This window comes from Candidatus Binatia bacterium, assembly GCA_029248525.1.
Taxonomy (GTDB): Bacteria; Desulfobacterota; Binatia; order UBA12015; family UBA12015; genus UBA12015.
On record JAQWJE010000050.1, the window covers coordinates 1 to 21,986 of the forward strand.

Consider the following 21,986-nt stretch of genomic DNA (forward strand, 5'->3'; position numbering starts at 1 on the left):
TGTCGCCGACCTGACGGGCGCTGACCACGTCTTCATCGCGGCGAATTTCATGCAAAACGCCGCCGGTCAGATCCAGACATGAGAGCAATCCGCCGTAGCAACATCCGGTATCCATGGCGATCCAGCCCAGGCGTGAGAAAACCGCCGCCCGCTGCGGGGTATGGCCGAAAACCACCGTCTGGGGCAGCCCATGGCGCTGGCCGAGAAATTCCTCGCGGATCCACAGGAGATCATCGCGATGCTGGTCGGCGAGCGGAATCCCGGGGCGCACCCCGGCATGGACGAAGAGGTAGTCGCCTTCCTGATGGTGGAGTCGCAGAGATTCCTCCAGAAAGCGCCGATGGGTCTCGGGCAGGACCGAGCGGAACTTCTCGGGCGTCGCCGCCTCGGGATCCAGCCCGTAACTCGCGACGGTAGACGCCCCGCCGGCCCGCAGGAAGATGCTGCCGCGCGCGCCTTCCATGCCGAGGAAGTCCATCATCATTTCCTCGTGGTTGCCGCGCAGAAATACCGTCCCGGGCAGCCGCGCCTGCAAGTCGACCAGCAGCGCGATCACCTCATTGGATGCCGGGCCGCGGTCGACGTAGTCACCGAGAAAAACCAGTCGGTCTTCGGGACGCGGAGCCACCTCTCGAAGGAGGATGGCGAGCTCTCGAGCGGATCCGTGGATGTCTCCGATACAGAGCAGGCGGCCTTCGTGCGAGCTGCTCTCCGAGTCGCGATCCAATCCCGTCATCACGACCGCGTCTCGCCCTTGGCGAGCAGGCGAGTCACGCGTTCGGGATCGTTCAGGATTTCGAGTGCGGCCGCATACGGGTCCTTGTCGCCGCGCTCGACCTCACCAGCGAGCGATTCCTCGCAGGCAGCAAGACCGCGCTCGAGCCTCAGAAGGACCTCTTCTCGCAGAACCTCCTGCCATTCGACGCGACCGCCACGACGCAGTGCGGTCGCGCCCGAAGCCGCATGAGCTTCGAGCGAGGAGACCAGCTCGTCGACGCCCTTTCCGGAAGTTGCCTCGGTCAGCAGGACCGGAACCGACCAACCTGATGCGGGGCGCATATGCAGCATCACGTCGATCTCGTTTTTCAGACGGCGGGCCCCCTCGCGATCGGCCTTGTTCACGACGAAAATATTCGCGATCTCGAGAAGCCCTGCCTTCATCACCTGAATGGTATCGCCCGCTTCGGGAACCAGAACGACGACAGTGGTCTCGGCCAGACGCATCACATCGAGCTCGGTTTGTCCGACGCCCACGGTCTCGACAAGGACCACATCAAAGCCGAAGGCATCGAGCAGATGAACGACCTCGCGCGTGGGTCGAGCGAGACCTCCATGCCGGCCTCGTGTCGACAAGCTGCGGATAAAGACACCCGAGTCGAGAAAATGATCCTGCATCCGCACCCGGTCGCCGAGGATCGCCCCTCCCGAAAAAGGACTCGAGGGGTCCACCGCAACCACGCCTACGGTCTTGCCCTGCTCACGCAATCGCCGAATCAGCGCATCCGTCAGGGTGGACTTGCCCGCCCCCGGCGGACCCGTGACACCGATCACGCGGGCTCGCCCGCAACGCCCATAGACCGATTGCATCGCATCGGCCGCGCCCGGAGCGCGATTCTCGACCAGGCTGATCAGCCTCGCCAGACCGCGCCGGTCGCCGGCGGTGAACTTTTCCATTATTTCTTCGATGCGCATGGTCCTTCCCTAGGATTCCATGCCCGGAGGCGGAACAAAAGTAGCTGCGGAAAAATCCAGACGATCTGCGAGCAAGGGTGCCAGTCGCCGCGCAAAACCCTCCGGGTTCGGCGCCTCGCCACCACGTTCATTTTCCACGCTCGTTGCGACCACTCCCGCAAGCCCGCACGGAGCCAGTCCCATGAAGCCCTCGGTAGCGCGAGAATCAAGGTTCACCGATGCCCCGTGCAGGGTCACGCCGCGCTGCACGGCGAGACCGATCGATGCGATTTTTCGCGAGGCGGGTGGTCCGTCGACAAAGAGCCCGGGCGCCCCGGCCTGACACCATGTTTCGACGCCCTCGAGACGCAGTCCCTCCTGCAATCCCCGCGTCATTCCTTCCACGAAAGCCCGGACGCCGCGCCCTGCCGCACGCAACGGCAGGACCGGATACACCACCAGCTGTCCGGGGCCATGCCACGTCAGATCACCACCCCGATTGGTGCGGCTGACGGGCGTACCGCTCGCAGTCAGTCGAGCCTCGACCTCACCCGGCAGAACCGAATGACGGCCGATCGTGAACTGCGCGGGATGCTCGAGAAAAAGCATCCCGCCGGCATACGTTCCCGCCGCCACCCGCCGCGCCAATCCTTCCTGATAGAGCCGCGCCGTGGCGTAGTCCTGAAGACCCAGATAACTGCACGCAAGCGAGCTCATGGTCGAGATTATAGCAGGTCCCCCACCGACGCGTGAGCCCGCTTATAAACCTCAATTCTCGTCCGCGAGGCCGCAACGCCGCATCCGGCGCCACAAAGTGACCCGCGAGATCCCCAGCGCTCGCGCCGCATCCTCGCGGCGCCACCGATGTTGCTCGAGCGCTTGCCGCAGGCTTTCGGCTTCGAGGTAGTTCATCGCCGCGGCGTCGGTCCGCTCTCGGGAGGTCGGCTCGCTCACCCGGTTATTCCCGGATTCGGCCTGGGGCAGACCTTGGAGGGCGACGACTTTGTGCAGCCTTCCTGCCGGTCCCGGCCGAGCCGGGAGAGCGCGCTGGCCAGCGATCGCCACTCTCCATGCGTGTTCCCATCCCACCGCCGGGGCAAGCGCCGCCACTCGCTCGGCCAGGTTCGCCAACTCGCGCACGTTGCCCGGCCATGAGCGTTGCCGAAGGCGTACCAACTGCTCCGGTGGCGGGGGCACCCCGGGCGCGTCGCCGCCGGCACTCCGTGCGAGCAGGTCGAGCAAGAGTTCGGGTAAATCATCTAGGCGATCGCGAAGAGACGGAACAGCGATCCGCAACACATCCAATCGGTAGAAGAGGTCGGCCCGGAACAGACCCCGAACGACCAGATCGGCAAGATTCTCGTTGGTCGCGACCACAAGCCGCAGGTCCGCTCGCCGCATACGTTCCGAACCCAGTGCGCGAAATTCTCTTTCCTGAACCAACCGCAGCAGCTTTGCCTGCTGGGCTAGTGGGAGATTCTCGATCTCGTCGAGAAACAAGGTTCCTCCGGAGGCGGCAGCGACCAGACCTCGCCGAGCGCCCACAGCACCTGTGAAGGCCCCACGCTCGTGACCGAAAAGTTCGCTCTCGAAAAGGGACTCGGCGAGAGCACCACAGTCCACAGACGAAAACGGACCCGCCGAGCGCCGACCCTCCTCGTGAACCGCGCGTGCCACCAACTCCTTGCCGGCACCCGTCTCGCCCTCGATGAGGACTGTTCCATCGGCAACCGCATAGAGTCTGATCGCGTCGCGCAAGGCAACAACGGCCGCACTCGATCCGAGAATTCTGTCGATCCCCCGCCCCATGGTCGGGACTTAGCCGCGCCCGGCATAAATATGGATGGCAGGAAGGCCAAGAACTACGGCCTCGGTTCCATCAATTGCGATCTGGAGCAAAGTTTTTTCGGGCCTTGGCGGGCTTCCCGGCTTCAGACGAAAGCAGGTTTGTCCGAAGAACTCTCAGATGCCCTTTTGTCGCCGACTTGCATGCGGCGGCAAAGGGTTGCATCCAACGAGTATGACTTCAGATGGAGACACGCCCCCCATACGCAGGCCATGGTACAAGAACCCCGCGATCGGCGCCGGGCTCTTTCTCATGGTTCTCGGGATCGGCAATTGGTTCACCGGGGAGGTCAATACTTCCCGGCATCAGGCCGTGGCCCTCGGTCTGGAGTCCTCGCGCATCGGACGGACCCCAAGCGCCGAGGAAATCGAGATCGCCCGCGCCCGCATGGATTTTTACCACGTTGTCGCCACGGGCGGCCGAGCATTGACCTCGCTGGGTGTCCTGATAGCCACGCTGGGTGTTGCAAGACAGCTCCGATCATAGGCAAATCCCTCTGGAGACCAAAAATACCACTTCGGAACCCCCATCCAATCAAATGAAACGAAACGAACCCGAAATCTTCTTTCCTGCCGGCCGCTCCCTCCGCGGGAACACCGAAGGCTGGCCTTTGCCCAAGGCGCAGCGCGTCATCCTGGGACGGGCCGCGCCGACCAATATGCCGATTCTCCTGGTCCGGGCGAGCGGCGAATGGTTTCTCCGCATCGCCGAGGCTGTGCATCGCCAGAGCGAACGCGACCATTTCCTGCCCCGCGATCTCCAGCAGTCGTCGCATATCCGTTGTCCGGACGAGGCGATCAGCAAACGGGCCACTCTCGCGCTCGACGGGATCGAACACCTCAGCCTTCCCGACCAGGAATCCCTGCTCGACGACCTGGCGCTCCGACAGCCGCGTCTCATCAGCGGGAGCGCGCTGAGCCTCGACCAGCTCCATCAACGTCTTCTCCCCGAACTCCTCTACCTTCTCGCGGCCGTCGATCTGGACACCCCGGCCATCTCCGCGGATGCCCGCCATATGCTCGAGGCCGCGGAGGAACGTATCGCGACATTGGCCCACGATTTCCATCGGCCAGTGCCCGCTCTCGCCGAGTCGGCCCGTGAGGCTCTCGCTCGTCATATCTGGCGGGGCGAAGATGCCGAACTTGACGGCACTCTCGCCCGCACCCTGCTCGCCCTCCCGGAAGACGCCGCCATCGAGGCAGCGGATCTGGTCTGGAGTGCCGGTGGCGCGCCCGGGACAGAGGCCACCTCGAATGAACGGATCGCGCCGGCCGCGACTGAACCGGGGCTCCCCCCGTCAGCGGCCCCTCGGGCGACCGTCCGAGACGACGCGAACGCTCCGCTGCCGGAAGCGAGCACGCAGCCGCAGGCCGCGTCTCTGCCGAACGGAATTCTGCCGAGCGCGGAGTTGCCAAACGCTGCGTTGCCAACCGCGGAGTTGGCCAGCGCAGAGCTGCATCACTCGGCCGCTCCAGTTGCTCCTGCCGGAAATCACGAAGCATCCAGCCACGATGCTGCAAATGCTGCGGGCCACGAGAAGGCGCAACCAAATTCGGCGGTGCCCGATTCAGTCGCCGAGAGCCCTGCTTCGACCTCCGGCGGTGCCGTCCCCCCAAACGGCAAGCTGGGGCGTGGGCAAAGCACGGTTGAATCGATCGCGGTCGAACTCGCCCATCATCTGAAGAACCCCCTGGTGACCCTGAAAACCTTCGTCACGAATGCCGGACGTCTGGGCGAAGACCCCGAGAAACTCGCCCGTTTCAGCACTCTGGCCGAGGAATCGATCGGACGAATGGATGCGACCCTCGACGAGTTGATGGATTTTGCACGACTTCAGGCCGAAGAGCCGCGTTCCATCGATGTCCTCGGCTGCTTTCGCGCGGCATTGCGAGACGTATGGGCGGGTCTCGATGCCAAGAAAGTCCAGCTCGAGGGCCCCACAGATGAGGGGTTCCGTTCGGCCCTGCCCCCCACCCATCTCACCTTCGCCTTTCGCACGCTGGCCAGATATCTCGAAGAAGCCGTCGAACCCCGCGGCACGCTGACCATCGAGCAAGCCAGCGAATCCAGCCTGGAGGTCCGATTTCCGGAGGCCCAGAGCCAACGCCATCTCCGGGAAGCCCTGCTCAATAGCGACGAGAGTTTTCCTCTGTCCCTGTTGCTGGTAAGAGGCGCTCTGGTGCAAGGTGGAGCGACTTTCGCGGTGGAGCGCACCGAATCCGAGCTTCGTCTGCTACTGGGGTTCCCCCAGCCATAGGCGAAACCCTTTCGAGGACTCGCCGCAGCAATGAAGGAATTCAGCACATTGTCAGAATCGGCGAGATCAGAGGAAAAAACCCGGACGCGTTGTCGCGTCCTCGTCATCGACGACGAGGAAGGGATCCGCGAGTCCCTGCGGCTCCTCCTCGAGGACGATTTTGACGTCTCCGTTGCTGCTTCCGGAGAAGAAGGGCTCGAGGCGGCAAAACTGGAGCGCCCCGACGCCATCTTGCTGGATGTGGTGATGCCCGGCATTGACGGGCTGGAGACCCTCGAACGGCTGCATGCAGCCTACCCCGAAGTTCCGGTGATCATGGTCACCGCGACCCGGACGGTAAAAACGGCCGTCGAAGCCATCAAGCTGGGCGCCTACGACTATGTCCAGAAGCCATTCGAGATCGAGGAGCTGCGCATTCTGCTGGGCAATGCCACGCATACAGCCGAACTCGAGCGGGAGGTCGATGCGCTGCGCTCCGAGGTCGGTCGGCGCTACCATCTGGGAAATATCATCGGACGTTCCGAGGGCATGCAAAGTGTCTTCAAGAAGGTCGCTCAAGTCGCCCCCCTGCCAACGACCGTTCTGATCATGGGCGAAAGCGGAACCGGCAAAGAGTTGATTGCCCGCGCGCTCCACTACCAGAGTCCGCGTTCCTCGCGCCCCATGACCGCCCTGAACTGCGCGGCGATCCCCGAGACCCTGATCGAAAGCGAACTTTTCGGCCACGAGCGTGGCGCCTTCACGGGGGCCGACCGACAAAAGCGCGGGCTCTTCGAATCAGCCGACAACGGAACGATATTTCTCGACGAAATCGGCGAGTTGCAACCGGCGCTGCAGGCCAAGTTGCTGCGGGTACTCGAAAGTGGCGAGTTCATTCGGGTCGGCGGCCAGTCGCCGATCTCCGTCGATGTCCGCATCATTGCCGCCACGAATCGGAAACTCGAGGAGGCTATCGAGGATGGTTCCTTCCGGCAGGATCTGTACTACCGGCTCAATGTTGTCGCCTTTGAACTCCCGCCTCTGCGCGAACGGCGAGAGGACCTGGCGCTGCTGATCACCCATTTCGTCTCGAACAAAGCCAGCGACCTCGGCGTCGAGGAGCGCCAATTCGCTCCGGAAACTATCGAGCGATTGTTGCGCTATCGCTGGCCGGGCAATGTCCGGGAGCTCGAGAATCTCATCGAGCGCCTTTTGGTGCTCTCGGCGCCGGGGCCGGTATCCCCCGAGGAACTGCCCAGCTCGATGTCCCAGGACCTCCCCTCCGAGGCTCCCGCGAGCCGCCGCGAAGTTCTGACGGGCGAAAAGAGCCTCTCGGATGCCGTCGACGAGTTTGAACGCGGGCTCATTCAGGAGGCTCTGCATCAGGCGGAGTTCAACCAGACTCGTGCGGCCGAGGTCCTGGGGACGACCCGGCGCATCCTGAAGTACCGTATGGACAAGCTCGCGATAGCGGACCGGCGCTGAAAATCAGGTATAATAGGGTCAGGTCGGGTAACTTGACTCCCGGATAACCGGGTACTAGCGCGAAAGATATAGATGGCACAGGGAAATCCGCAGATGCAGACGGGCGCCGCAGCCGCTCCCGACTGGCAGCCAATCAGTCGCCGGGAGGCGATTCGGGCGCTCTCGGCAACGGGAGAGGAACTCGAGCATCTGCTCAAAGAATCCCGGACCCTGCGCGATGCCGGCAAGGGGCGCGTCGTCACCTATTCCCCGAAAGCCTTTTTCCCGGTCACGAACCTCTGCCGCGACCGCTGCGCCTACTGCACCTTCCGTCGCGATGAGGATGAGGCGGGCGCCTGGACCATGCAACCGGAAGAGATCCGCAGCTGGTCCGAACGCGCCGAATCGCTCGGCTGCATTGAAGCCTTGATGTGCCTCGGCGACCGGCCCGAGGACAACTCCCCCCGCTACCGGGAATGGCTCCGCTCCGAAGGAATGGCCTCCACAATCGAGTACGTGGGCAAGGCCTGCGACATCGCCCTTGAGCAAGGTCTTCTCCCGCACTCCAACCCCGGGCTCATGGGACCGGAAGATTACGCTCTGCTGAAACCTAGCAACGTCAGTCTCGGGATGATGCTCGAATCCGTCAGTCCCAAACTCCGACAAAAGGGCGAAGTCCATTACTATGCCCCTGACAAGGACCCCGAAAAGCGGCTCCGAGTCCTCGAAGATGCGGGCGAAGCGCAGGTGCCTTTTACGACCGGAATTCTGCTCGGTATCGGTGAGAGCCTCGAAGATCGGGTCGATTCGTTATTGGCCATCGCAGATACCCACAATCGGCATGGCCATATTCAGGAAATCATCATCCAGAACTTCCGCGCGAAACCCGAGATTCCCATGGCAGGTGCCGCAGAACCGGATACTCTGGACCTTGTGCGTACGATCGTTGTCGCTCGGCTTCTGACTGGCCCGAAAATGAATATTCAGGTGCCCCCGAACCTCTCGGATGCGTCATCGCTCCCTCCCTTGCTGGAAAGCGGGATCAATGACCTCGGCGGCATCTCCCCGCTGACCCCGGACTATGTGAACCCGGAGGCCCCGTGGCCCCATTTGGGCGCGTTGGAGCGCGCCTGCGCCGCCGAGGGCTTCGAATTGCGGCCCAGACTCCCGATTTACGATGAATTCATCAATCGTCCGGGATTCCTCGACAAGAACCTTGCTGAACCGGTACGAATACACCAGAGGGCCGTCGCACAAAGAGGCTCTGGCAAAGGGAACGAAGGGAAAGCAACATGAGTTCGATGGCAGATCAGATCCGCGAGGTCCTCCCCGAAGGAGCCTCGGTTGCGGCCCATCTGACGGCATCCTCACCGATGATCGGCAGAATTCTCGAGAAGAGCCTCAGCAAGACGCGAATCTCCGAGGAAGACGCTCTGGCCCTCCTCCACACCGAGGGGGATGACCTCAAGGCGCTCATCGCGACCGCTGATGCCATCCGGAAGGAAGACGTCGGCGACGAAGTTACCTACGTCGTGAATCGCAACATCAATTTCACGAACGTCTGTTTCGTGGGCTGTCAATTCTGCGCGTTCAAACGTCAACGCTGGGAGAGCGACGCCTACTACCACGATGACGAAACACTCCTGGGAAAAATTCAGGAAGGGATCGACCGCGGGGCCACCGAGATCTGCATGCAGGGCGGCATCAATGCCCAAATGAAGCCGGATACCTACAAACGCCTCCTGATCGAGATCAAGACAGCCTTCCCCGACCTTCACGTCCATGCCTTCTCGCCGATGGAAATCCTTTACGGCGCGCGACGTGCCAAGCAGACATTCGAAGAGTTTCTGGGCGAACTCAAGGACGAAGGTCTGGGAAGCATTCCAGGGACAGCAGCCGAAATTCTCGATGACGAAGTACGAGAGATTCTGTCTTACAAGAAAGTCGACACCCAGCAGTGGATCGATATCGTGACAGCGGCGCATCGCCTGGGAATTCCGTCGACCTCCACGATCATGTACGGCCACGTCGAAAAGCCCCATCATATAGCCGCCCACCTTGCCCTCTTGCGGCGCCTGCAAGATGAGACCGGTGGTTTCACCGAGTTCGTGCCGCTGCGGTTCATTCATGACAACACCCTGCTCTTCCAGCGCGGTCTCGTCACGCCTCAGGAACACGGCATCGCCGACCTTCGGATGTACGCTCTATCACGAGTCTTCCTGCGCGGGTCGATCGATAATATCCAGACTTCCTGGGTGAAACTCGGACACGACCTGGCGGCCGCATCGCTGGCCGCCGGCGTCAACGATTTTGGTGGCACCCTGATGGAAGAAAGCATCTCGCGCGAAGCAGGCGCGGATGCCGGCGAATTCACCCCGGTGGAAGAAATCGAGCGATTGGTTCACGAGGCCGGAAGAACGGCCCGGCAGCGCACCACTCTCTACGGCGAAGTCCCCGATACTCTCGTAGCCTGAGGTGTCCTCGAGGCGGCCAGGAAAAGAACACGGATGATCAAAACCCTTCTCCTGGCTGGTGGTGTTGGCGGTGCCCGGTTCCTTCGTGGCCTGTCCGCAGCCCTCCCGCCCGACCAACTCGACGTGATCGTGAACACCGCAGACGATGACACGTTCCACGGCCTGCACGTCTCACCCGACGTGGACACCTTGCTCTATACGCTCGCCGGCAAGGTCGACCGCACGCAGGGTTGGGGACTTCGTGGGGACCGCTTCGATACCATGGACGCCCTCGCGGCCTTCGGGGAGGACGTCTGGTTCCGACTCGGCAATCAGGATCTGGCCACGCACCTCTTTCGCACAGCGGCGCTCCAACGCGGCGAGTCGTTGACCGAGGTCACTCGCCGCCAGAGGGAAGCCCTCGGGGTTTCCATGCGGATCCGGCCCATGAGCGACGACCGTGTGCGGACCATCATCCACACACCGAAGGGTAAACTCGCATTTCAGGAGTACCTCGTGCGCGACCGGGCCCGCAGCGACGTGCTGAAAATCACTTACGCCGGGATTCGTGCCGCGAAACCCGCCCCCGGTATTCTGGAAACCATCGCGCGTGCCGATCTGATCCTGATCGCGCCCAGCAACCCCTTCGTCAGCATCGGTCCTATTCTCGCCCTGCCCGGCGTGCGAGGTGCGATGCGCAAGACCCGAGCACCGATCATCGGCGTCTCGCCCTTGATCGGCGGGCGCACTGTCAAAGGCCCGGCCGACCGCATGATGCGTGGACTCGGATTCGCTGCGAGCCCGAGCGGTCTGGTGAGTATCTACAAGGGACTCCTCGACGGATTGCTTCTCGACCAGAAAGATCAGCAACACCAGCGCGGCCTCGTCGCAGACGGCCTCGCCGTTGCATGTCTTCCCATTTTGATGAACACAGCGGCCAAAAGTCGTCATGTAGCAAAAGCCGCTCTTTCCATGGCCGCAGCACTCCGCTCCCAACCGCGAAAGGCGGTTTAAAATGCCCATCATGATTCTCCCCGTGCCCGGAATTCCGGCAATTCACGCGGACACGGACCTGAGCCAGGTCCTCGCCACGGCGATTTCCGATTCCAAGCTGGGCGTCAAGGCTGGCGACGTGCTGGTGGTCTGCCAGAAAATCGTATCCAAGGCCGAGGGGCGCATTGTCGCGCTGGACGGGATCGAGCCCTCCGACCTCGCGCGCCGTTGGGCGGAGGCGCATGAAAAAGATCCGCGGCTCGTCGAACTCGTCTTCCGCGAGAGCAATCGGATCGTTCGCATGGAGCGCGGCAATCTGATCGTGGAGACCGGACCCGGGTGGATCTGTGCCAATGCAGGAATCGACCAATCGAATGCTGTCGAGGAGGGGACTGTTACCCTCCTCCCGCTCGATGCCGATGCTTCGGCAGAGAAACTTCGCGAGGGCTTGCGGCAGCAGCTCGGCGTCGACTTTGCCGTGATTGTGACCGACACCTTCGGCCGACCATGGCGCGAGGGACAGGTGGAATTTGCACTCGGTGTCGCCGGCCTCAACCCGATCGAAGACCTCGGCGGCACTCCGGATCTGATCGGCAGAGAATTAGGGGTCACCCAGATCGCTGCCGCCGACCAGCTCGCAAGTGCAGCAGGCCTCGCCATGGGAAAATCCGATGGCATGCCCGCCATCCTGATCCGTGGATGGGTCCCCGCCCCCAATACTCGACCCGACGAATCCGGTCGCGCCAACAACGGCACCCGGCTGATCCGCCCGACCGAGAACGACCTGTTCCGCTAGCTCTCGTCCCGATCAGGACTCGTCGCGGTCCCCCGGCAGGGCAAACGGCGGTCTCACCCATGAGGGATCCCTTCCGGGCGGGACCGGAACCCGCTCGTGCTGGCGCTGCGCGAGCCGGAGGAGAACCGTCATCGATTTTTCGAACTCCTCCATGGGGCGAGTTTCGAAGCGGCCATCGGCGACCATCTCGTCGAAGAGCTCCTCGCCACGTTCGTTGCGCAAGATCACGATCGTCCAGTCCGTCGTCCCAACACCGCCGCAGGAGATATCGGCGAGCTCGCCGGTGAAATCGCCGCAGTGATGACACTCCGCTCGCGCGTATTCCTGTGAGCGTTTCAACGGCATATCTACGACCTCGCCGTCCTTTTTGTAAATGAGGACCTTCCCCTTCACGTTGAATTTGGTGACTTCGCTCAGGGGAACGCCCATATCTTCCTGAATCTTGTCGACCATCAGCCCCTCGTAGGTGAATACCTCCGAGCAAAGTAACCCGATCGTCCAGTCGACCCGGTCGCCGTAGCTCTTGAGAAAACGGGTCTGCTTCTCGACATGCTGCGGCTTCTTCTTGCCGTTGTCGAGAAAGGCGGGATCGGCTTGCTGCATCTTACGGATCGGAGTGATCTGGCAAGGCACACCGACAAAGGCCACTTTTTCGCAGCCCTTCTCCTCAGCTTCACGCAGGGCCAGGTTGTTGGGGCAATAGGTGTACCAGGATCCTGCCGTATCGAGGACTTCCTCACGGCTGGTAACCAACGCCGGAATAGGATGTGCCGGCAACTCGGGATCGCGCGCGGAAACAGCAGCGCCATCGATCATGCCTTTTTCAAACATATAGGCGAGCATCGTGGTGACGACACCGCCATCCTGTCCGGACTCCAGAATCCCCTTGTCCGAAGAGCGCGCTACCAGAATTCGACGATAGTTCCCAAAGATCCCTTCGTAGACCGGAGGCTCATCGCGAAAGACCTCGGGAGCTAATTGGAAATCTCGAGGGAACAAGCGTGGGCACACCTGGGCGCAGACGTCACAACCAATCCCCTCGCTCATACCGCAATAATCAAAGGCGGCAGACTCCTTGGCGACCTGCTTTGGCTTGTCGTTGATATAGTCGATGACGTTATGCGGACAGACGAGAACACAGGAGCCGCATTCGCAACAACTCCCATAGTCCACGACCTCGTTCATCATTTGCTTGAAGGTCGATCGGATCGGCGTGTCCATGCTCAATCGTCGTATCCGATCAGCGAGAGGACGGGGACGGGCTCGAGCACCTTGCGTCCCGGAAGCGCTGTCAGCTCGATGACGAAAGCTGCGGTCACCACTTCAACGTCGAGTTTGCCGAGAAGTTCGACGGCGGCACGCGCGGTGCCACCAGTCGCCAGGAGATCATCCACCATGAGAACGCGGCTGCCGGGAGCGAAAGCGTCCTTGTGGATCTCCAGCGTGTCGCTCCCATATTCCAGATCATAGGTGATCGCGTGGGTCTCGGCCGGGAGCTTTCCCGGTTTCCGAATCAGATGGAAGCCAACCCCCAGCGAGAGTGCGACCGGCGCGCCGAATATAAATCCACGGGATTCGATACCCACGACTCCGTCGACCTTGCCCCGAAAGGGCTCCGCCAGTTGGCGCGTGACTTCCTCGAAAACTTTGGCATCGGCCAACAGAGGCGTGATGTCCTTGAAGCTGATTCCGGGTTTCGGAAAATCCGGAACTTCTCGAATATGTGATTTCAAATCTGACATGAATTCTTTCCTTTTCAGCTTCCGGAATGTCTGTCGAGGCTTGCGGTCTCCACAGTCCTTCGCGGAAGGTATTGCATGGGATCACGAGCCTGATTCCGGCGCCGCACCTCAAAGTGCAGATTCGGCGCTGTCGCCCGACCCGTGCGTCCTACCAAAGCAATGACTTCGCCTCGGCGCACTCTTGCCCCTGCCCGGACCCGGTTTACCTGATTGTGTGCGTACACGGTGGTCAGGGCTTTTGGGTGCTGCAGAATCACCACATTCCCGTAGCCGGGCAATGAGCCAGCGAAGAGAACTTCGCCACCCAGCGCCGCACGAACCGGGCGACCCTCTTTCGCGAGAATATCAATTCCGTCGTGATGTTCGTCGCCCCGCGGACCGAAACTAGCCGCAAGCGCGCCGTCGGAGGGCCAGATCATCGCATAACTGGGGAGGCTATAGGCCTGCGCCGCAGCCGCTGGCGGCCCTGATGGCGAGAGATCCGGCACCGGGGAGCACCCCACCACACCGATTGTCCAACAAGCGCCCAAGACCAGAGCGCGTATCCTTGCGATCCGCCGCATCACCGCCACCCAACACCTACCGCCATGGAACCGGGCCAACCCCGATCTCCCGAAGCTTTTATACCAGATTTGGCCAAATCTGGCCAAACCTTCGGTGATCACCCAGCCTCCGGGAGCACATGGCTCCCGGAGGTCGGGCGAAAGTCGGGACGGCCAGATTTGAACTGGCGACCCCCTCTACCCCAAAGAGGTGCGCTACCAGGCTGCGCTACGCCCCGAATCGAAGGGAGCTTTAATCGGCGAATGTCCAAGGAGCAAGTTCCGCGCAAGCCCTTCATTTGAAAGTGTCTCACCGTGCGAAACTGTCCGAAAATCGACCCGGCACTCAAAACTTGCAGAAATGCCCGATTCGCGCCAATTCCTGCCTCGAAAAAAGCCTACAAAACCTGAATTCGTCGCGCGATTTTTGGGCACGAGTCTTGCGAAGAGAGAAAGACATCCTCGCGCTCCCCCTTCCGGCGCATACGGACATTCCCTTACAAAACGGAGAAATTCATGCTCGCCCTCACAGACCCCACAGCCACATTATGTTCCGCAGTCGTTGCAGGTTTTGCTTTCGGCCTCCTGATTCTCGGTAACCGTCGCACCATGAGCACCCGCCGAAACTGAAACTTTCCCCGTTCAGGAAATGTTCCCGAATTCTCAAGCAGGAGGAATTCCATTCATGAAATCTGCAAACGAAGCTCTCGCAACCCCAGTTCAAACTCAGACGGACACCACCGAATCCTATTCAGGTCCAGACGTCATTCTCCCCGAGCAACATTTTGATAGCGGCGGCCTCGAAGAAGTCGCCGGAGAACGAGCCTTGATGCTCGCTGTGCTCGAAGACGGTATTCGCTGCTATCAAGAGCACCTGCATAGCCCTCGCGTTCGTGCGCGCCTCCTGGCGCGTCAGTCCGAGCGATGGATACGATCGGAAGATTGGGAGTGGCCGTACTCCTTCAATAATATCTGCGATTCGTTATCGATCGAGCCGGAAACTCTCCGGCGAAAACTCTTGCAGAACAGCAAGCCCGAGAGCGCCGGCCGCTCCCGTGCCTCGACGCACCGAGTCTACCGACTCACGCCGCGAGTCCAGACCACCCGAAAACGCTAAAGCGAACACAGGCGGGTAGAACCGTTCACCCACTGTTCTATCCGCCAGATTCGTTCAGCGATTGACCTTCGCCTTGAGCAATTGGCTCGGGCGAAAGGACAAAACCTTCCGACTGGAGATCGTGATCGACTCCCCGGTCTGCGGATTGCGCCCCCGTCGGGCGCGCTTGTCGTGAACGATGAAGTTGCCAAACCCGGAGAGCTTTACGGCTTCGCCGCCCTCCAGAGTGCTTTTGATTTTTTCAAAAACGAGATCCACGCATTCAGCGACATCCTTGCGAGAAGAACGCGATTGTTGATGGATCTGTTCGACGATGTCGGCTTTTGTCATCAGAGTTCCTCAGGTCTCAGCGTAGCTCGAACGAATATTTCTCGGCAAGTCCAGCGAGCAGCTTTTCTTGGGCCGCACCCACTTCCTCATCGGTAAGCGTGCGATCAGGCGCCCGAAAGGAGAAACTGAAAGCCAGACTCTTCTGCCCGTCCGGCACGCCCTCTCCTCGGTACTCATCAAAAAGCGTCACAGTTTCGAGCAGGTTCACGCCGCCCGATTGCAGGTCCTCGAGGACCTGCCCTGCGGGCAGATCGGCAGACATCAGCAAAGCGACATCGCGCCGCACAACGGGGTGTCGTGCAAGCGGCGAAAATTGCGGATGGTCTCCCGCTAATTCCTTCCATAGTTCCAGGTCCAGTTCCGCAAGCCAGACCGGCGCATCATCGAGATCCAGTTCGGCTGCCACACGCGGATGCAGAGCACCTACAAACCCCAGGACGCGATCGCCGACCGACAAGATCGCCGCCTGCCCCGGATGGAATGCTTCGGGTAAATCACCCGACACCCACCGCGCCGAGAGGTGACCGATCTCATCGAGCGCGGACTCCAGAAGCCCTTTCCAGCCAAGGAAGGTGATCGGCATCGAGGCCTCGCCCACGGGTGAAGGCGGTGTCCCGGCCACCAGCATGGCCACGGCTCGTCGTTCCTCTGCTGCGCCCGTCAGCGGATTCGCAAAAATCCGGCCTGTCGTGAATAGCGGAATAAAGGCCGCATCACGCGAGCGATTGAGACGCGCGACCTCCAGCATTCCGGGAAGCAGGCTCCGGCGCATCTCGCTGGCTACGGTGGCCAGCGGGTTGCGCATCAGGACGCTTCCGGAGCCCTGCGGCCAGATGCCGGGGAAACGCTCATTCTCGGAGGGCTCGGCAAAACTCAGGGTCAGTGCTTCGGACAGCCCGCGGCTGCACAGGGCGGCCCGCACGGCTTGCGAGAAATTTCCCGGGCGTCGCCGCGCCCGCGTCTCCACTCGGGGAAGTGTGGTCGGAATCTTGTCGAAGCCACGCAAGCGCGCGACCTCCTCGACCAGATCTGCTTCCTGCTGCCAGTCGTTGCGGTAGGAGGGAGGCGTTACCAGAAGCGAGCCATCGGCCCCTTCCACACGAGCGCCAAGCGACTCCAACGCCGCAATTGTTTCGGCCTCCGGCACAGAAACCCCGAGCAGATGCCCGGGGCGCTTCGCATCAAGCGCGATCGCGGCCGCATCCACGGGCTTTCGTCCGGCCACGGCGCACGCGCCTGCCGCCTCCAGCGAAAGGCTCTGCCCCATCGCCGCAAAGACGCCAACGGCCTCCGCTGCACCCTGCCCATCGACTTGGCGTTCGAAGCGAAACGATGCTTCGGAATGAACGCCCACGCGGCGCGCTGTGCGACGGACCGTGCGGGGGTCGAAAATTCCACTCTCGAGAACGATCCTCGTGGTCGCTGAAGAGACCTCGGCTCGCGCACCACCCATCACCCCTGCCAGAGCAACCGGTCCGAGGGAATCCGCAATCACGAGATCGTCCGATACAAGTTCGATCTCTCTCGAATCCAGCAAAACCATCTTCTCACCGGCGGTGGCCCGACGGACCACCAGCGTGCCACCGGCAACACACGACTCATCAAAGGCATGGAGCGGTTGGCCGGTTTCCAGCATCACGTAATTCGTAAGGTCAACGACGGGCGACAAGGCGCGCACGCCGCATTGCTCCAGGCGACGACGCATCCACAGGGGGGTCGGAATCGCATTGCTCACGTCGAATGGTTGCGCGCAATACCAGGGACAAAGGTCCGGCGCCTCGATGGCCGCGGCAACCGAAGACTCCGCGCCATTTGTATCCACCACACTGGCTGTAGGCGGTGTCAGGTCCAGCCCGAAAATAGCCGCCACATCACGGGCGATCCCGAGGACCGAAATACAATCGCCTCGGTTCGGTGTGATGGCGATATCGAGAACCGTGACTGCCGGCAATCGAGCGTCCAGGGCTTCTCCCGGCACCAGGTCTCGGCCATCGCGAAAATCTGCGGCCGCAAGCACCAGAATGCCGTCCTGGCCCTCGCCGAGTGCCAGTTCCTTTTCGGAACAAATCATTCCCTCGGAGCGAACGCCGCGGAGTTTCCCGGCCTTGATCTTCATACCACCGGGCATCCGCGCCCCCGGCATCGCCACCGGAACAAACTGTCCGGCATCCACATTCGGAGCACCGCAGACAATCGTCGCCGGTGTCTCGCCGCCCACATCCACCGTGCAAACCCGCAGCCGATCCGCATCCGGATGGGGGTCCACCTGCATCACCCGCCCGACCACAATTTTCGCAGGAACTTGAGACAGACGGACCTCTTCGATCTCGAGTCCGGCGAGCGTCAACCGTTCGCCGAGGACGTCTGCTGCAGGTAAATCCGAAAGCCGCTCTTCGAGCCAATCCAGAGGGAGAAGCATTTTCTAGAACTGCCTCAAGAAGCGAAGGTCGTTTTCCACGAGAAGCCTCATATCATCGATGGCATGGCGGAGCATCGCCAGGCGCTCCACTCCAACGCCGAAGGCAAAGCCCGACACGGCGCTCGGATCATAGCCGACCGAACGAAGGACATTGGGATGGATCATGCCGGCCCCGAGAATTTCGAGCCATCCCGTATTGCTGCAGACACGGCAACCGCTGCCTGCACCCGCACACATCACACAAGCGATATCGACTTCAGCGCCCGGCTCGACAAACGGAAAATACGAGGCACGGAAACGTAAACCAACCTTGCCGAAGAAGGCTCCGAGAAACTCCTCGAGCACGCCCTTCAAGTCGGAAAAGCGGATATCCGTATCGACCAGAAACGCCTCGATCTGGTGGAACATGGGCAGGTGCGTGGCGTCGTCATCGCGGCGATAGGTCGCGCCCGGTGCGATCACCGCGAGAGGCGGTTTCCGTTTTCGCATTTCCCGCACCTGAATCGGGGAAGTATGCGTCCGCAGCAAACGACCATCTTCGAGCAGGAAGGTGTCGGCCATATCGCGGGCCGGGTGGTCCGGTGCGAAGTTCAGAGCCTCAAAATTATGCTCGTCGTCCTCCATCTCGGGTCCGTCGGCGACCTCGAATCCCATCCCCTCGAGCACGGCGATCGCCTCGCTCATCGACTGCTGCAAGGGGTGCAGGTGCCCCGTCGGCCAACGGGCGGCCGGGAGAGAAACGTCGATCCGCTCGGATTCGATACGGATATTCTCTGCAGCAGCGCGCAGCTCGACGAGGGCCGTATCGATCGCTGACTCCATCGAGCGTTTGGCAGCGTTGGCCCGATCCCCCAGAACCGGGCGCTCTTCCGGAGCGACGTCTTTCAGCCCGCGCAGAATGCCTGTAATGGCGCCTTTGCGCCCCAGAACCTCGATCCGAAGCTGCTCTAGCGCCTCTTCGGTCTTGAGAGTCGGCACGCGAACGAGCGTTTCTCTCTCAAGAGAGTCAATCTCCTCCCCGACCGACATGCCGCGCCCTCGCTAGCGGCTCAGGCCGTCAGCGCGCTTTTTGCCTTCTCGGCAATGGCGCCGAAGGCAGCAGAATCCGTAGCGGCAATCGCAGCAAGAGCCTTGCGATCGATCTCGATCTCGGCCTTGTTCAGCCCCGCGATCAACCGGCTGTAGCTAATGCCTTCCGCCCGGGCCGCAGCATTGATGCGAACGATCCAAAGTCGACGGAAGTCTCGCTTGCGGACCTTGCGGTCACGGAAGGCGTATCCAAGCCCCTTCTCGACGGTCTCGCGCGCGACAGTATAAAGTTTCCGCCGGCCACCGACGAAACCTTTTGCCAGCTTCAAATATTTTTTACGGCGGCGACGCGCCTTGAACCCACGTTTGACTCGCGGCATCGATCTACCCCTTATCCGTTCGGCAACAAGCGCCGGAGCGACGGAGTATCCGCCGCGGTGACAATCACGCCGCTGCGAAGCTTGCGCTTCTGCTTCGTCGTCTTGGTCCGCATCTGGTGCCGGGCGTACCCATGGGAACGCTTGAATTTACCGCTGGCCAGGCGCTTGAAGCGCTTGGCTGCGGCTCGATTGGTCTTAATTTTCGGCATGATGCGTCTCGTTTTCTCTCGTTCCATCCGATGTCGGGGATGATTCCCTTGCCCGACTCGGTAATTCCGCCAATTTAGCCACTCTCTGCACGAAGACATCGAGAGGCTCGGCCTCTGTATTTTTTTCCCCTCGAAAGCGCGGTGCTACCGACCCCGCTTCCGCTTCCTGGTCTCCGATCACGGCCAGAACCGGTATCTTCTGCAGTTGGGACTCTCGTACCTTGAAACCAAGCTTTTCGTTTCGCTGGTCGAGGGTTGCCCTGACACCGACTTTCTCCAGTGATTTAACGACTGTGTGGCCATAATCAACCACCCGGTCGGTGATGCTTAACACTCGGACCTGCTCCGGCGCCAGCCACAAAGGCAACGCACCAGCGGTATGTTCGAGCAAGATGGCAATAAAACGCTCCAAAGAGCCCAAAACGGCCCGATGCAGCATCATCGGACGCCCCTCGGAGCCATCCGGACGGGTATATTTGATTCCGAATCGATCGGGCATCGCGCAATCGAGCTGGATTGTCGACAGCGTCCAATCTCGCTTGAGAACGTCCCGGAAGTTGAAAGCGACCTTGGGCCCGTAGAACGCACCATCGCCCGGGCTCACGCTGTAGGAAAATCCGGCTCGGGTCAGGCCCTCGGCCAGTGCCGTTTCGGCCCTTTCCCACAATTCCAGTTCGCCGAGATATTTCTCCGGACGCGTCTCGAGGGCGACTTCGACGTCGGCAAAGCCGAAGTCCTCATAAACCTCACGCGTCATCTGCAGAAAGGAGGCGAACTCTTCATCGAGTTGCTCAGGCATGCAGAAGATATGCGCGTCATCCTGCGAGAACCCGCGCACCCGGGTCAGCCCCGCCATGACGCCCGAACGTTCGAGGCGATGCAACCGGGAAAAGTCAGCCATCCGAATGGGCAGATCCCGGTAAGATTTCTTCCCCTGCCCGAACAGGTACACGTGCCCGGGACAGTTCATCGGCTTGACGCCGTATTCGTCGGAGTCGGCCTCGAGGAGAAACATATCGTCGCGGTAGGAGTCGTAGTGCCCCGACGTCTTGAAGAGCTCGGTCTTGTAAAGCAGAGGCGTAATGACTTCGTCGTAACCGTAGCGCGTGTAGAGATCGCGTACATACGTCACAAGCGTATTGAAAACGATTGTCCCTCGCGCATGGAAGAAAGGCATACCGGGGGCAATCGGGTGCAGCGAGAACAGATCGAGAGCCGGCCCGACTTTGCGATGATCCCGCTTGCGCGCTTCCTCGATGCGCTCGAGGTGTGCTTTCAATTCCTTCTTGTCAGCAAACGCCGTTCCGTAGATGCGCTGCAGCATCTCGTTTTTTTCGTCGCCGCGCCAGTAGGCCCCGGCGACGTGCGTCAGCTTGAAAGCCGCCAAGCGTCCAGTCGAGGGCGCGTGCGGCCCCCGGCAGAGATCGACGAAATCTCCCTGCTGGTAAAGCGAGATGGGCTGGTCGCCGGGGATCGACTCGATGATCTCGACCTTGTAGTCCTCGCCCATCGAGCGGAACCTGGCGACGGCGTCTTCCCGCGACTCCACCGATCTCTCAATCGGCAGATTCGCTTTGGAGATTTTGCGCATCTCGTCTTCGATCGCCTCGAGATCCTCGGGCGTAAAAGCCCGCTCGAAAGCAAAATCGTAGTAGAAGCCATCTTCAATCACGGGGCCGATCGTGACCTGCGCGTCGGGAAAGAGCTGCTGGACGGCTTGCGCCATGAGATGAGCCGTCGAGTGGCGGATGAACTCGAGAGCATCGGGGGAACTCATGCCGACGGGTTCGATCTCCAGGTCTTCAGGCAGGGGCGTGACGAGGTCGAACAACTGATCGCCCGCACGAGCACCAATTGCCTTCTTGATCGCCTTGGAGGTCCTGCCGGAGCGGACAAAAGCCTCCTTCGGAGTCTCTCCCGCTCTGGCTCCGACCACCAAGCGCTCTTCTTCCCGAAAAGACTCGTCCGCCATCAGTTTCCAGCCAATTAAAAATAGGCGCGGGCGGGATTGAACCGCCGACCCCTACCATGTCAAGGTAGTGCTCTGCCGCTGAGCTACGCGCCTGTAAAACCCAATAAAAACCAGCGTATCGGGTACCAATGGACCCCGTCACTGTCAACTCGACGCGACAGCAGCCTCGGGAACGAGAGCAGGCCGGAAGATCAGGCGCGGGCTGGAGAAGGCCGCCGGGAGGCCGCTGGAACTGTGGGCAGCCACCCGCCGAGCTGGCCCCGGCTGAAGGCCGTAATCGTTTTGGCGTCCTCGATCGCGCCCGAAAGAATCATCTCGCCAACCCGAGCGACCGGCATCGCCACCACGTCGCTGATCAATTCATCCTCTTCGAGTTGCTGTTGCGCGGGATGAAGCCCTTGCGCCAAAAAGAGGTGGATCCGCTCGGTCGAATAGGCGGCCAGGGGCAGGCAGTCCCCAAGGTCTACGTACTCGTCGGCGGTCACTCCAGCCTCCTCGAGCAACTCGCGACGCGCACAGTCAAGCAGGTCCTCGCCTGCTTCCAGGGTTCCTGCGGGAATCTCCCAGATCTCGCCTCCAGCTGCGTGGCGATACTGACGCAGGAGCAAAATCTCCCCGTCGGCGGTCAGCGGCAGAATGGCCGCGGCGCCAGGGTGGACGATCACTTCCAGACGAACGTCGACCCCGTTGGGCAGACAAACGTCGTGCAACTCGAAGTCAAAGACACGACCCGAGTGCAGCAGCTTCCGGTTTTTGAGGTTAGCGGCGCTCACGCCGTTCCACCCGC

At 61.3% G+C, this 21,986-nt stretch carries 22 protein-coding genes and 2 tRNA genes; 8 read left to right on the forward strand and 16 right to left on the reverse strand.

The genetic code is table 11. From position 1 onward, the window contains the following. The 4 genes from P8K07_16660 to P8K07_16675 form a co-directional block, all read right to left on the reverse strand. On the reverse strand, positions 1-736 hold a 736-nt coding region (locus tag P8K07_16660), incomplete at its 3' end, for a metallophosphoesterase family protein (protein ID MDG1960159.1). Then, a complete protein-coding gene (meaB, locus tag P8K07_16665) occupies positions 736-1,692 on the reverse strand; it encodes a methylmalonyl Co-A mutase-associated GTPase MeaB (GenBank protein ID MDG1960160.1) in 957 nt (318 codons plus the stop codon). The genes P8K07_16660 and meaB, both read right to left, overlap by 1 nt. Positions 1,693-1,701: 9 nt before the next feature. After that, positions 1,702-2,388 (reverse strand): lipoyl(octanoyl) transferase LipB, encoded by a 687-nt coding sequence (gene lipB, locus P8K07_16670; GenBank protein ID MDG1960161.1) that lies wholly within the window; start codon positions 2,386-2,388, stop codon positions 1,702-1,704. Positions 2,389-2,439: 51 nt separating this feature from the next. After that, positions 2,440-3,480 carry a sigma 54-interacting transcriptional regulator gene (locus P8K07_16675; GenBank protein ID MDG1960162.1) on the reverse strand — a complete coding sequence of 347 codons (1,041 nt, stop codon included), beginning with the start codon at positions 3,478-3,480 and terminating at the stop codon, positions 2,440-2,442. Between the two features lie 211 nt (positions 3,481-3,691). Here P8K07_16675 and P8K07_16680 point away from each other — a divergent pair, with 211 nt between their 5' ends. The 7 genes from P8K07_16680 (at position 3,692) to cofE (ending at position 11,459) form a co-directional block, all read left to right on the forward strand. Next, entirely contained in the window at positions 3,692-4,003 is a 312-nt protein-coding gene (locus P8K07_16680) for a hypothetical protein (protein MDG1960163.1), read from the forward strand. 52 nt (positions 4,004-4,055) lie between these two features. Next, positions 4,056-5,774 carry a histidine kinase dimerization/phospho-acceptor domain-containing protein gene (locus P8K07_16685; GenBank protein MDG1960164.1) on the forward strand — a complete coding sequence of 573 codons (1,719 nt, stop codon included), beginning with the start codon at positions 4,056-4,058 and terminating at the stop codon, positions 5,772-5,774. A gap of 30 nt (positions 5,775-5,804) precedes the next feature. Further along, the gene (locus tag P8K07_16690) at positions 5,805-7,238 is read left to right on the forward strand and encodes a sigma-54 dependent transcriptional regulator (protein MDG1960165.1); all 1,434 of its coding nucleotides are present in this window, start codon (positions 5,805-5,807) and stop codon (positions 7,236-7,238) included. Between the two features lie 72 nt (positions 7,239-7,310). Then, positions 7,311-8,513, forward strand: coding sequence for a 7,8-didemethyl-8-hydroxy-5-deazariboflavin synthase CofG (gene cofG / locus P8K07_16695; protein ID MDG1960166.1), 1,203 nt, complete (start codon positions 7,311-7,313; stop codon positions 8,511-8,513). Further along, positions 8,510-9,691, forward strand: a complete 1,182-nt coding sequence (cofH, locus tag P8K07_16700) for a 5-amino-6-(D-ribitylamino)uracil--L-tyrosine 4-hydroxyphenyl transferase CofH (GenBank protein MDG1960167.1) — start codon at positions 8,510-8,512, stop codon at positions 9,689-9,691. The genes cofG and cofH overlap by 4 nt, the downstream gene beginning before the upstream one ends. A 33-nt stretch (positions 9,692-9,724) precedes the next feature. Beyond that, positions 9,725-10,684, forward strand: coding sequence for a 2-phospho-L-lactate transferase (gene cofD, locus P8K07_16705; protein MDG1960168.1), 960 nt, complete (start codon positions 9,725-9,727; stop codon positions 10,682-10,684). A 1-nt stretch (position 10,685) separates the two neighbouring features. Continuing rightward, entirely contained in the window at positions 10,686-11,459 is a 774-nt protein-coding gene (gene cofE, locus P8K07_16710; protein MDG1960169.1) for a coenzyme F420-0:L-glutamate ligase, read from the forward strand. Positions 11,460-11,471: 12 nt separating this feature from the next. On the opposite strand, the gene P8K07_16715 is transcribed toward cofE, so the two are convergent. The 4 genes from P8K07_16715 to P8K07_16730 all read right to left on the reverse strand — a co-directional run bounded on the left by P8K07_16715 (position 11,472) and on the right by P8K07_16730 (position 13,982). Continuing rightward, positions 11,472-12,680, reverse strand: coding sequence for a Coenzyme F420 hydrogenase/dehydrogenase, beta subunit C-terminal domain (locus P8K07_16715; GenBank protein MDG1960170.1), 1,209 nt, complete (start codon positions 12,678-12,680; stop codon positions 11,472-11,474). Between the two features lie 2 nt (positions 12,681-12,682). Beyond that, complete coding sequence (locus P8K07_16720; GenBank protein ID MDG1960171.1) at positions 12,683-13,201, reverse strand: adenine phosphoribosyltransferase; 519 nt, start codon at positions 13,199-13,201, stop codon at positions 12,683-12,685. 14 nt (positions 13,202-13,215) lie between these two features. Further along, entirely contained in the window at positions 13,216-13,764 is a 549-nt protein-coding gene (locus P8K07_16725; protein ID MDG1960172.1) for a M23 family metallopeptidase, read from the reverse strand. A 144-nt stretch (positions 13,765-13,908) separates the two neighbouring features. Beyond that, positions 13,909-13,982, reverse strand: a tRNA-Pro gene (locus tag P8K07_16730). A 446-nt stretch (positions 13,983-14,428) separates the two neighbouring features. Here P8K07_16730 and P8K07_16735 point away from each other — a divergent pair. Further along, on the forward strand, positions 14,429-14,860 hold the full coding sequence (locus P8K07_16735; protein ID MDG1960173.1) for a hypothetical protein: 432 nt from the start codon (positions 14,429-14,431) through the stop codon (positions 14,858-14,860). A 54-nt stretch (positions 14,861-14,914) separates the two neighbouring features. On the opposite strand, the gene P8K07_16740 is transcribed toward P8K07_16735, so the two are convergent. From P8K07_16740 to P8K07_16775, 8 genes are all read right to left on the reverse strand, one after another. Then, entirely contained in the window at positions 14,915-15,190 is a 276-nt protein-coding gene (locus tag P8K07_16740; GenBank protein ID MDG1960174.1) for an integration host factor subunit alpha, read from the reverse strand. Positions 15,191-15,206: 16 nt separating this feature from the next. Then, positions 15,207-17,609 carry a phenylalanine--tRNA ligase subunit beta gene (gene pheT, locus P8K07_16745; protein ID MDG1960175.1) on the reverse strand — a complete coding sequence of 801 codons (2,403 nt, stop codon included), beginning with the start codon at positions 17,607-17,609 and terminating at the stop codon, positions 15,207-15,209. Between the two features lie 3 nt (positions 17,610-17,612). Continuing rightward, positions 17,613-18,638, reverse strand: a complete 1,026-nt coding sequence (gene pheS / locus P8K07_16750) for a phenylalanine--tRNA ligase subunit alpha (protein MDG1960176.1) — start codon at positions 18,636-18,638, stop codon at positions 17,613-17,615. A 20-nt stretch (positions 18,639-18,658) separates the two neighbouring features. After that, positions 18,659-19,018, reverse strand: a complete 360-nt coding sequence (gene rplT, locus P8K07_16755; GenBank protein ID MDG1960177.1) for a 50S ribosomal protein L20 — start codon at positions 19,016-19,018, stop codon at positions 18,659-18,661. An 11-nt stretch (positions 19,019-19,029) separates the two neighbouring features. After that, entirely contained in the window at positions 19,030-19,227 is a 198-nt protein-coding gene (gene rpmI / locus P8K07_16760; protein MDG1960178.1) for a 50S ribosomal protein L35, read from the reverse strand. Beyond that, positions 19,214-21,199 (reverse strand): threonine--tRNA ligase, encoded by a 1,986-nt coding sequence (gene thrS / locus P8K07_16765; protein ID MDG1960179.1) that lies wholly within the window; start codon positions 21,197-21,199, stop codon positions 19,214-19,216. The genes rpmI and thrS overlap by 14 nt, the downstream gene beginning before the upstream one ends. Before the next feature lie 21 nt (positions 21,200-21,220). Next, positions 21,221-21,292, reverse strand: a tRNA-Val gene (locus P8K07_16770). A 98-nt stretch (positions 21,293-21,390) separates the two neighbouring features. Beyond that, complete coding sequence (locus P8K07_16775; GenBank protein MDG1960180.1) at positions 21,391-21,972, reverse strand: NUDIX hydrolase; 582 nt, start codon at positions 21,970-21,972, stop codon at positions 21,391-21,393. Between the last annotated feature and the right edge of the window lie 14 nt (positions 21,973-21,986).

Excerpts from the sequence above, each read along its gene's own strand:
- P8K07_16675 (MDG1960162.1), bottom strand. The coding sequence starts at position 3,480 with ATGGGGCGGGGGATCGACAGAATTCTCGGATCGAGTGCGGCCGTTGTT.
- P8K07_16740 (MDG1960174.1), bottom strand. The coding sequence starts at position 15,190 with ATGACAAAAGCCGACATCGTCGAACAGATCCATCAACAATCGCGTTCT.
- P8K07_16680 (MDG1960163.1), top strand. The coding sequence starts at position 3,692 with ATGACTTCAGATGGAGACACGCCCCCCATACGCAGGCCATGGTACAAG.
- cofE (MDG1960169.1), top strand. The coding sequence starts at position 10,686 with ATGCCCATCATGATTCTCCCCGTGCCCGGAATTCCGGCAATTCACGCG.
- pheT (MDG1960175.1), bottom strand. The coding sequence starts at position 17,609 with ATGCTTCTCCCTCTGGATTGGCTCGAAGAGCGGCTTTCGGATTTACCT.
- pheS (MDG1960176.1), bottom strand. The coding sequence starts at position 18,638 with ATGTCGGTCGGGGAGGAGATTGACTCTCTTGAGAGAGAAACGCTCGTT.
- P8K07_16690 (MDG1960165.1), top strand. The coding sequence starts at position 5,805 with ATGAAGGAATTCAGCACATTGTCAGAATCGGCGAGATCAGAGGAAAAA.
- rplT (MDG1960177.1), bottom strand. The coding sequence starts at position 19,018 with ATGCCGCGAGTCAAACGTGGGTTCAAGGCGCGTCGCCGCCGTAAAAAA.
- P8K07_16685 (MDG1960164.1), top strand. The coding sequence starts at position 4,056 with ATGAAACGAAACGAACCCGAAATCTTCTTTCCTGCCGGCCGCTCCCTC.
- thrS (MDG1960179.1), bottom strand. The coding sequence starts at position 21,199 with ATGGCGGACGAGTCTTTTCGGGAAGAAGAGCGCTTGGTGGTCGGAGCC.
- P8K07_16720 (MDG1960171.1), bottom strand. The coding sequence starts at position 13,201 with ATGTCAGATTTGAAATCACATATTCGAGAAGTTCCGGATTTTCCGAAA.
- cofH (MDG1960167.1), top strand. The coding sequence starts at position 8,510 with ATGAGTTCGATGGCAGATCAGATCCGCGAGGTCCTCCCCGAAGGAGCC.
- rpmI (MDG1960178.1), bottom strand. The coding sequence starts at position 19,227 with ATGCCGAAAATTAAGACCAATCGAGCCGCAGCCAAGCGCTTCAAGCGC.
- cofG (MDG1960166.1), top strand. The coding sequence starts at position 7,311 with ATGGCACAGGGAAATCCGCAGATGCAGACGGGCGCCGCAGCCGCTCCC.
- P8K07_16735 (MDG1960173.1), top strand. The coding sequence starts at position 14,429 with ATGAAATCTGCAAACGAAGCTCTCGCAACCCCAGTTCAAACTCAGACG.
- P8K07_16725 (MDG1960172.1), bottom strand. The coding sequence starts at position 13,764 with ATGCGGCGGATCGCAAGGATACGCGCTCTGGTCTTGGGCGCTTGTTGG.
- cofD (MDG1960168.1), top strand. The coding sequence starts at position 9,725 with ATGATCAAAACCCTTCTCCTGGCTGGTGGTGTTGGCGGTGCCCGGTTC.
- P8K07_16715 (MDG1960170.1), bottom strand. The coding sequence starts at position 12,680 with ATGGACACGCCGATCCGATCGACCTTCAAGCAAATGATGAACGAGGTC.
- lipB (MDG1960161.1), bottom strand. The coding sequence starts at position 2,388 with ATGAGCTCGCTTGCGTGCAGTTATCTGGGTCTTCAGGACTACGCCACG.
- meaB (MDG1960160.1), bottom strand. The coding sequence starts at position 1,692 with ATGCGCATCGAAGAAATAATGGAAAAGTTCACCGCCGGCGACCGGCGC.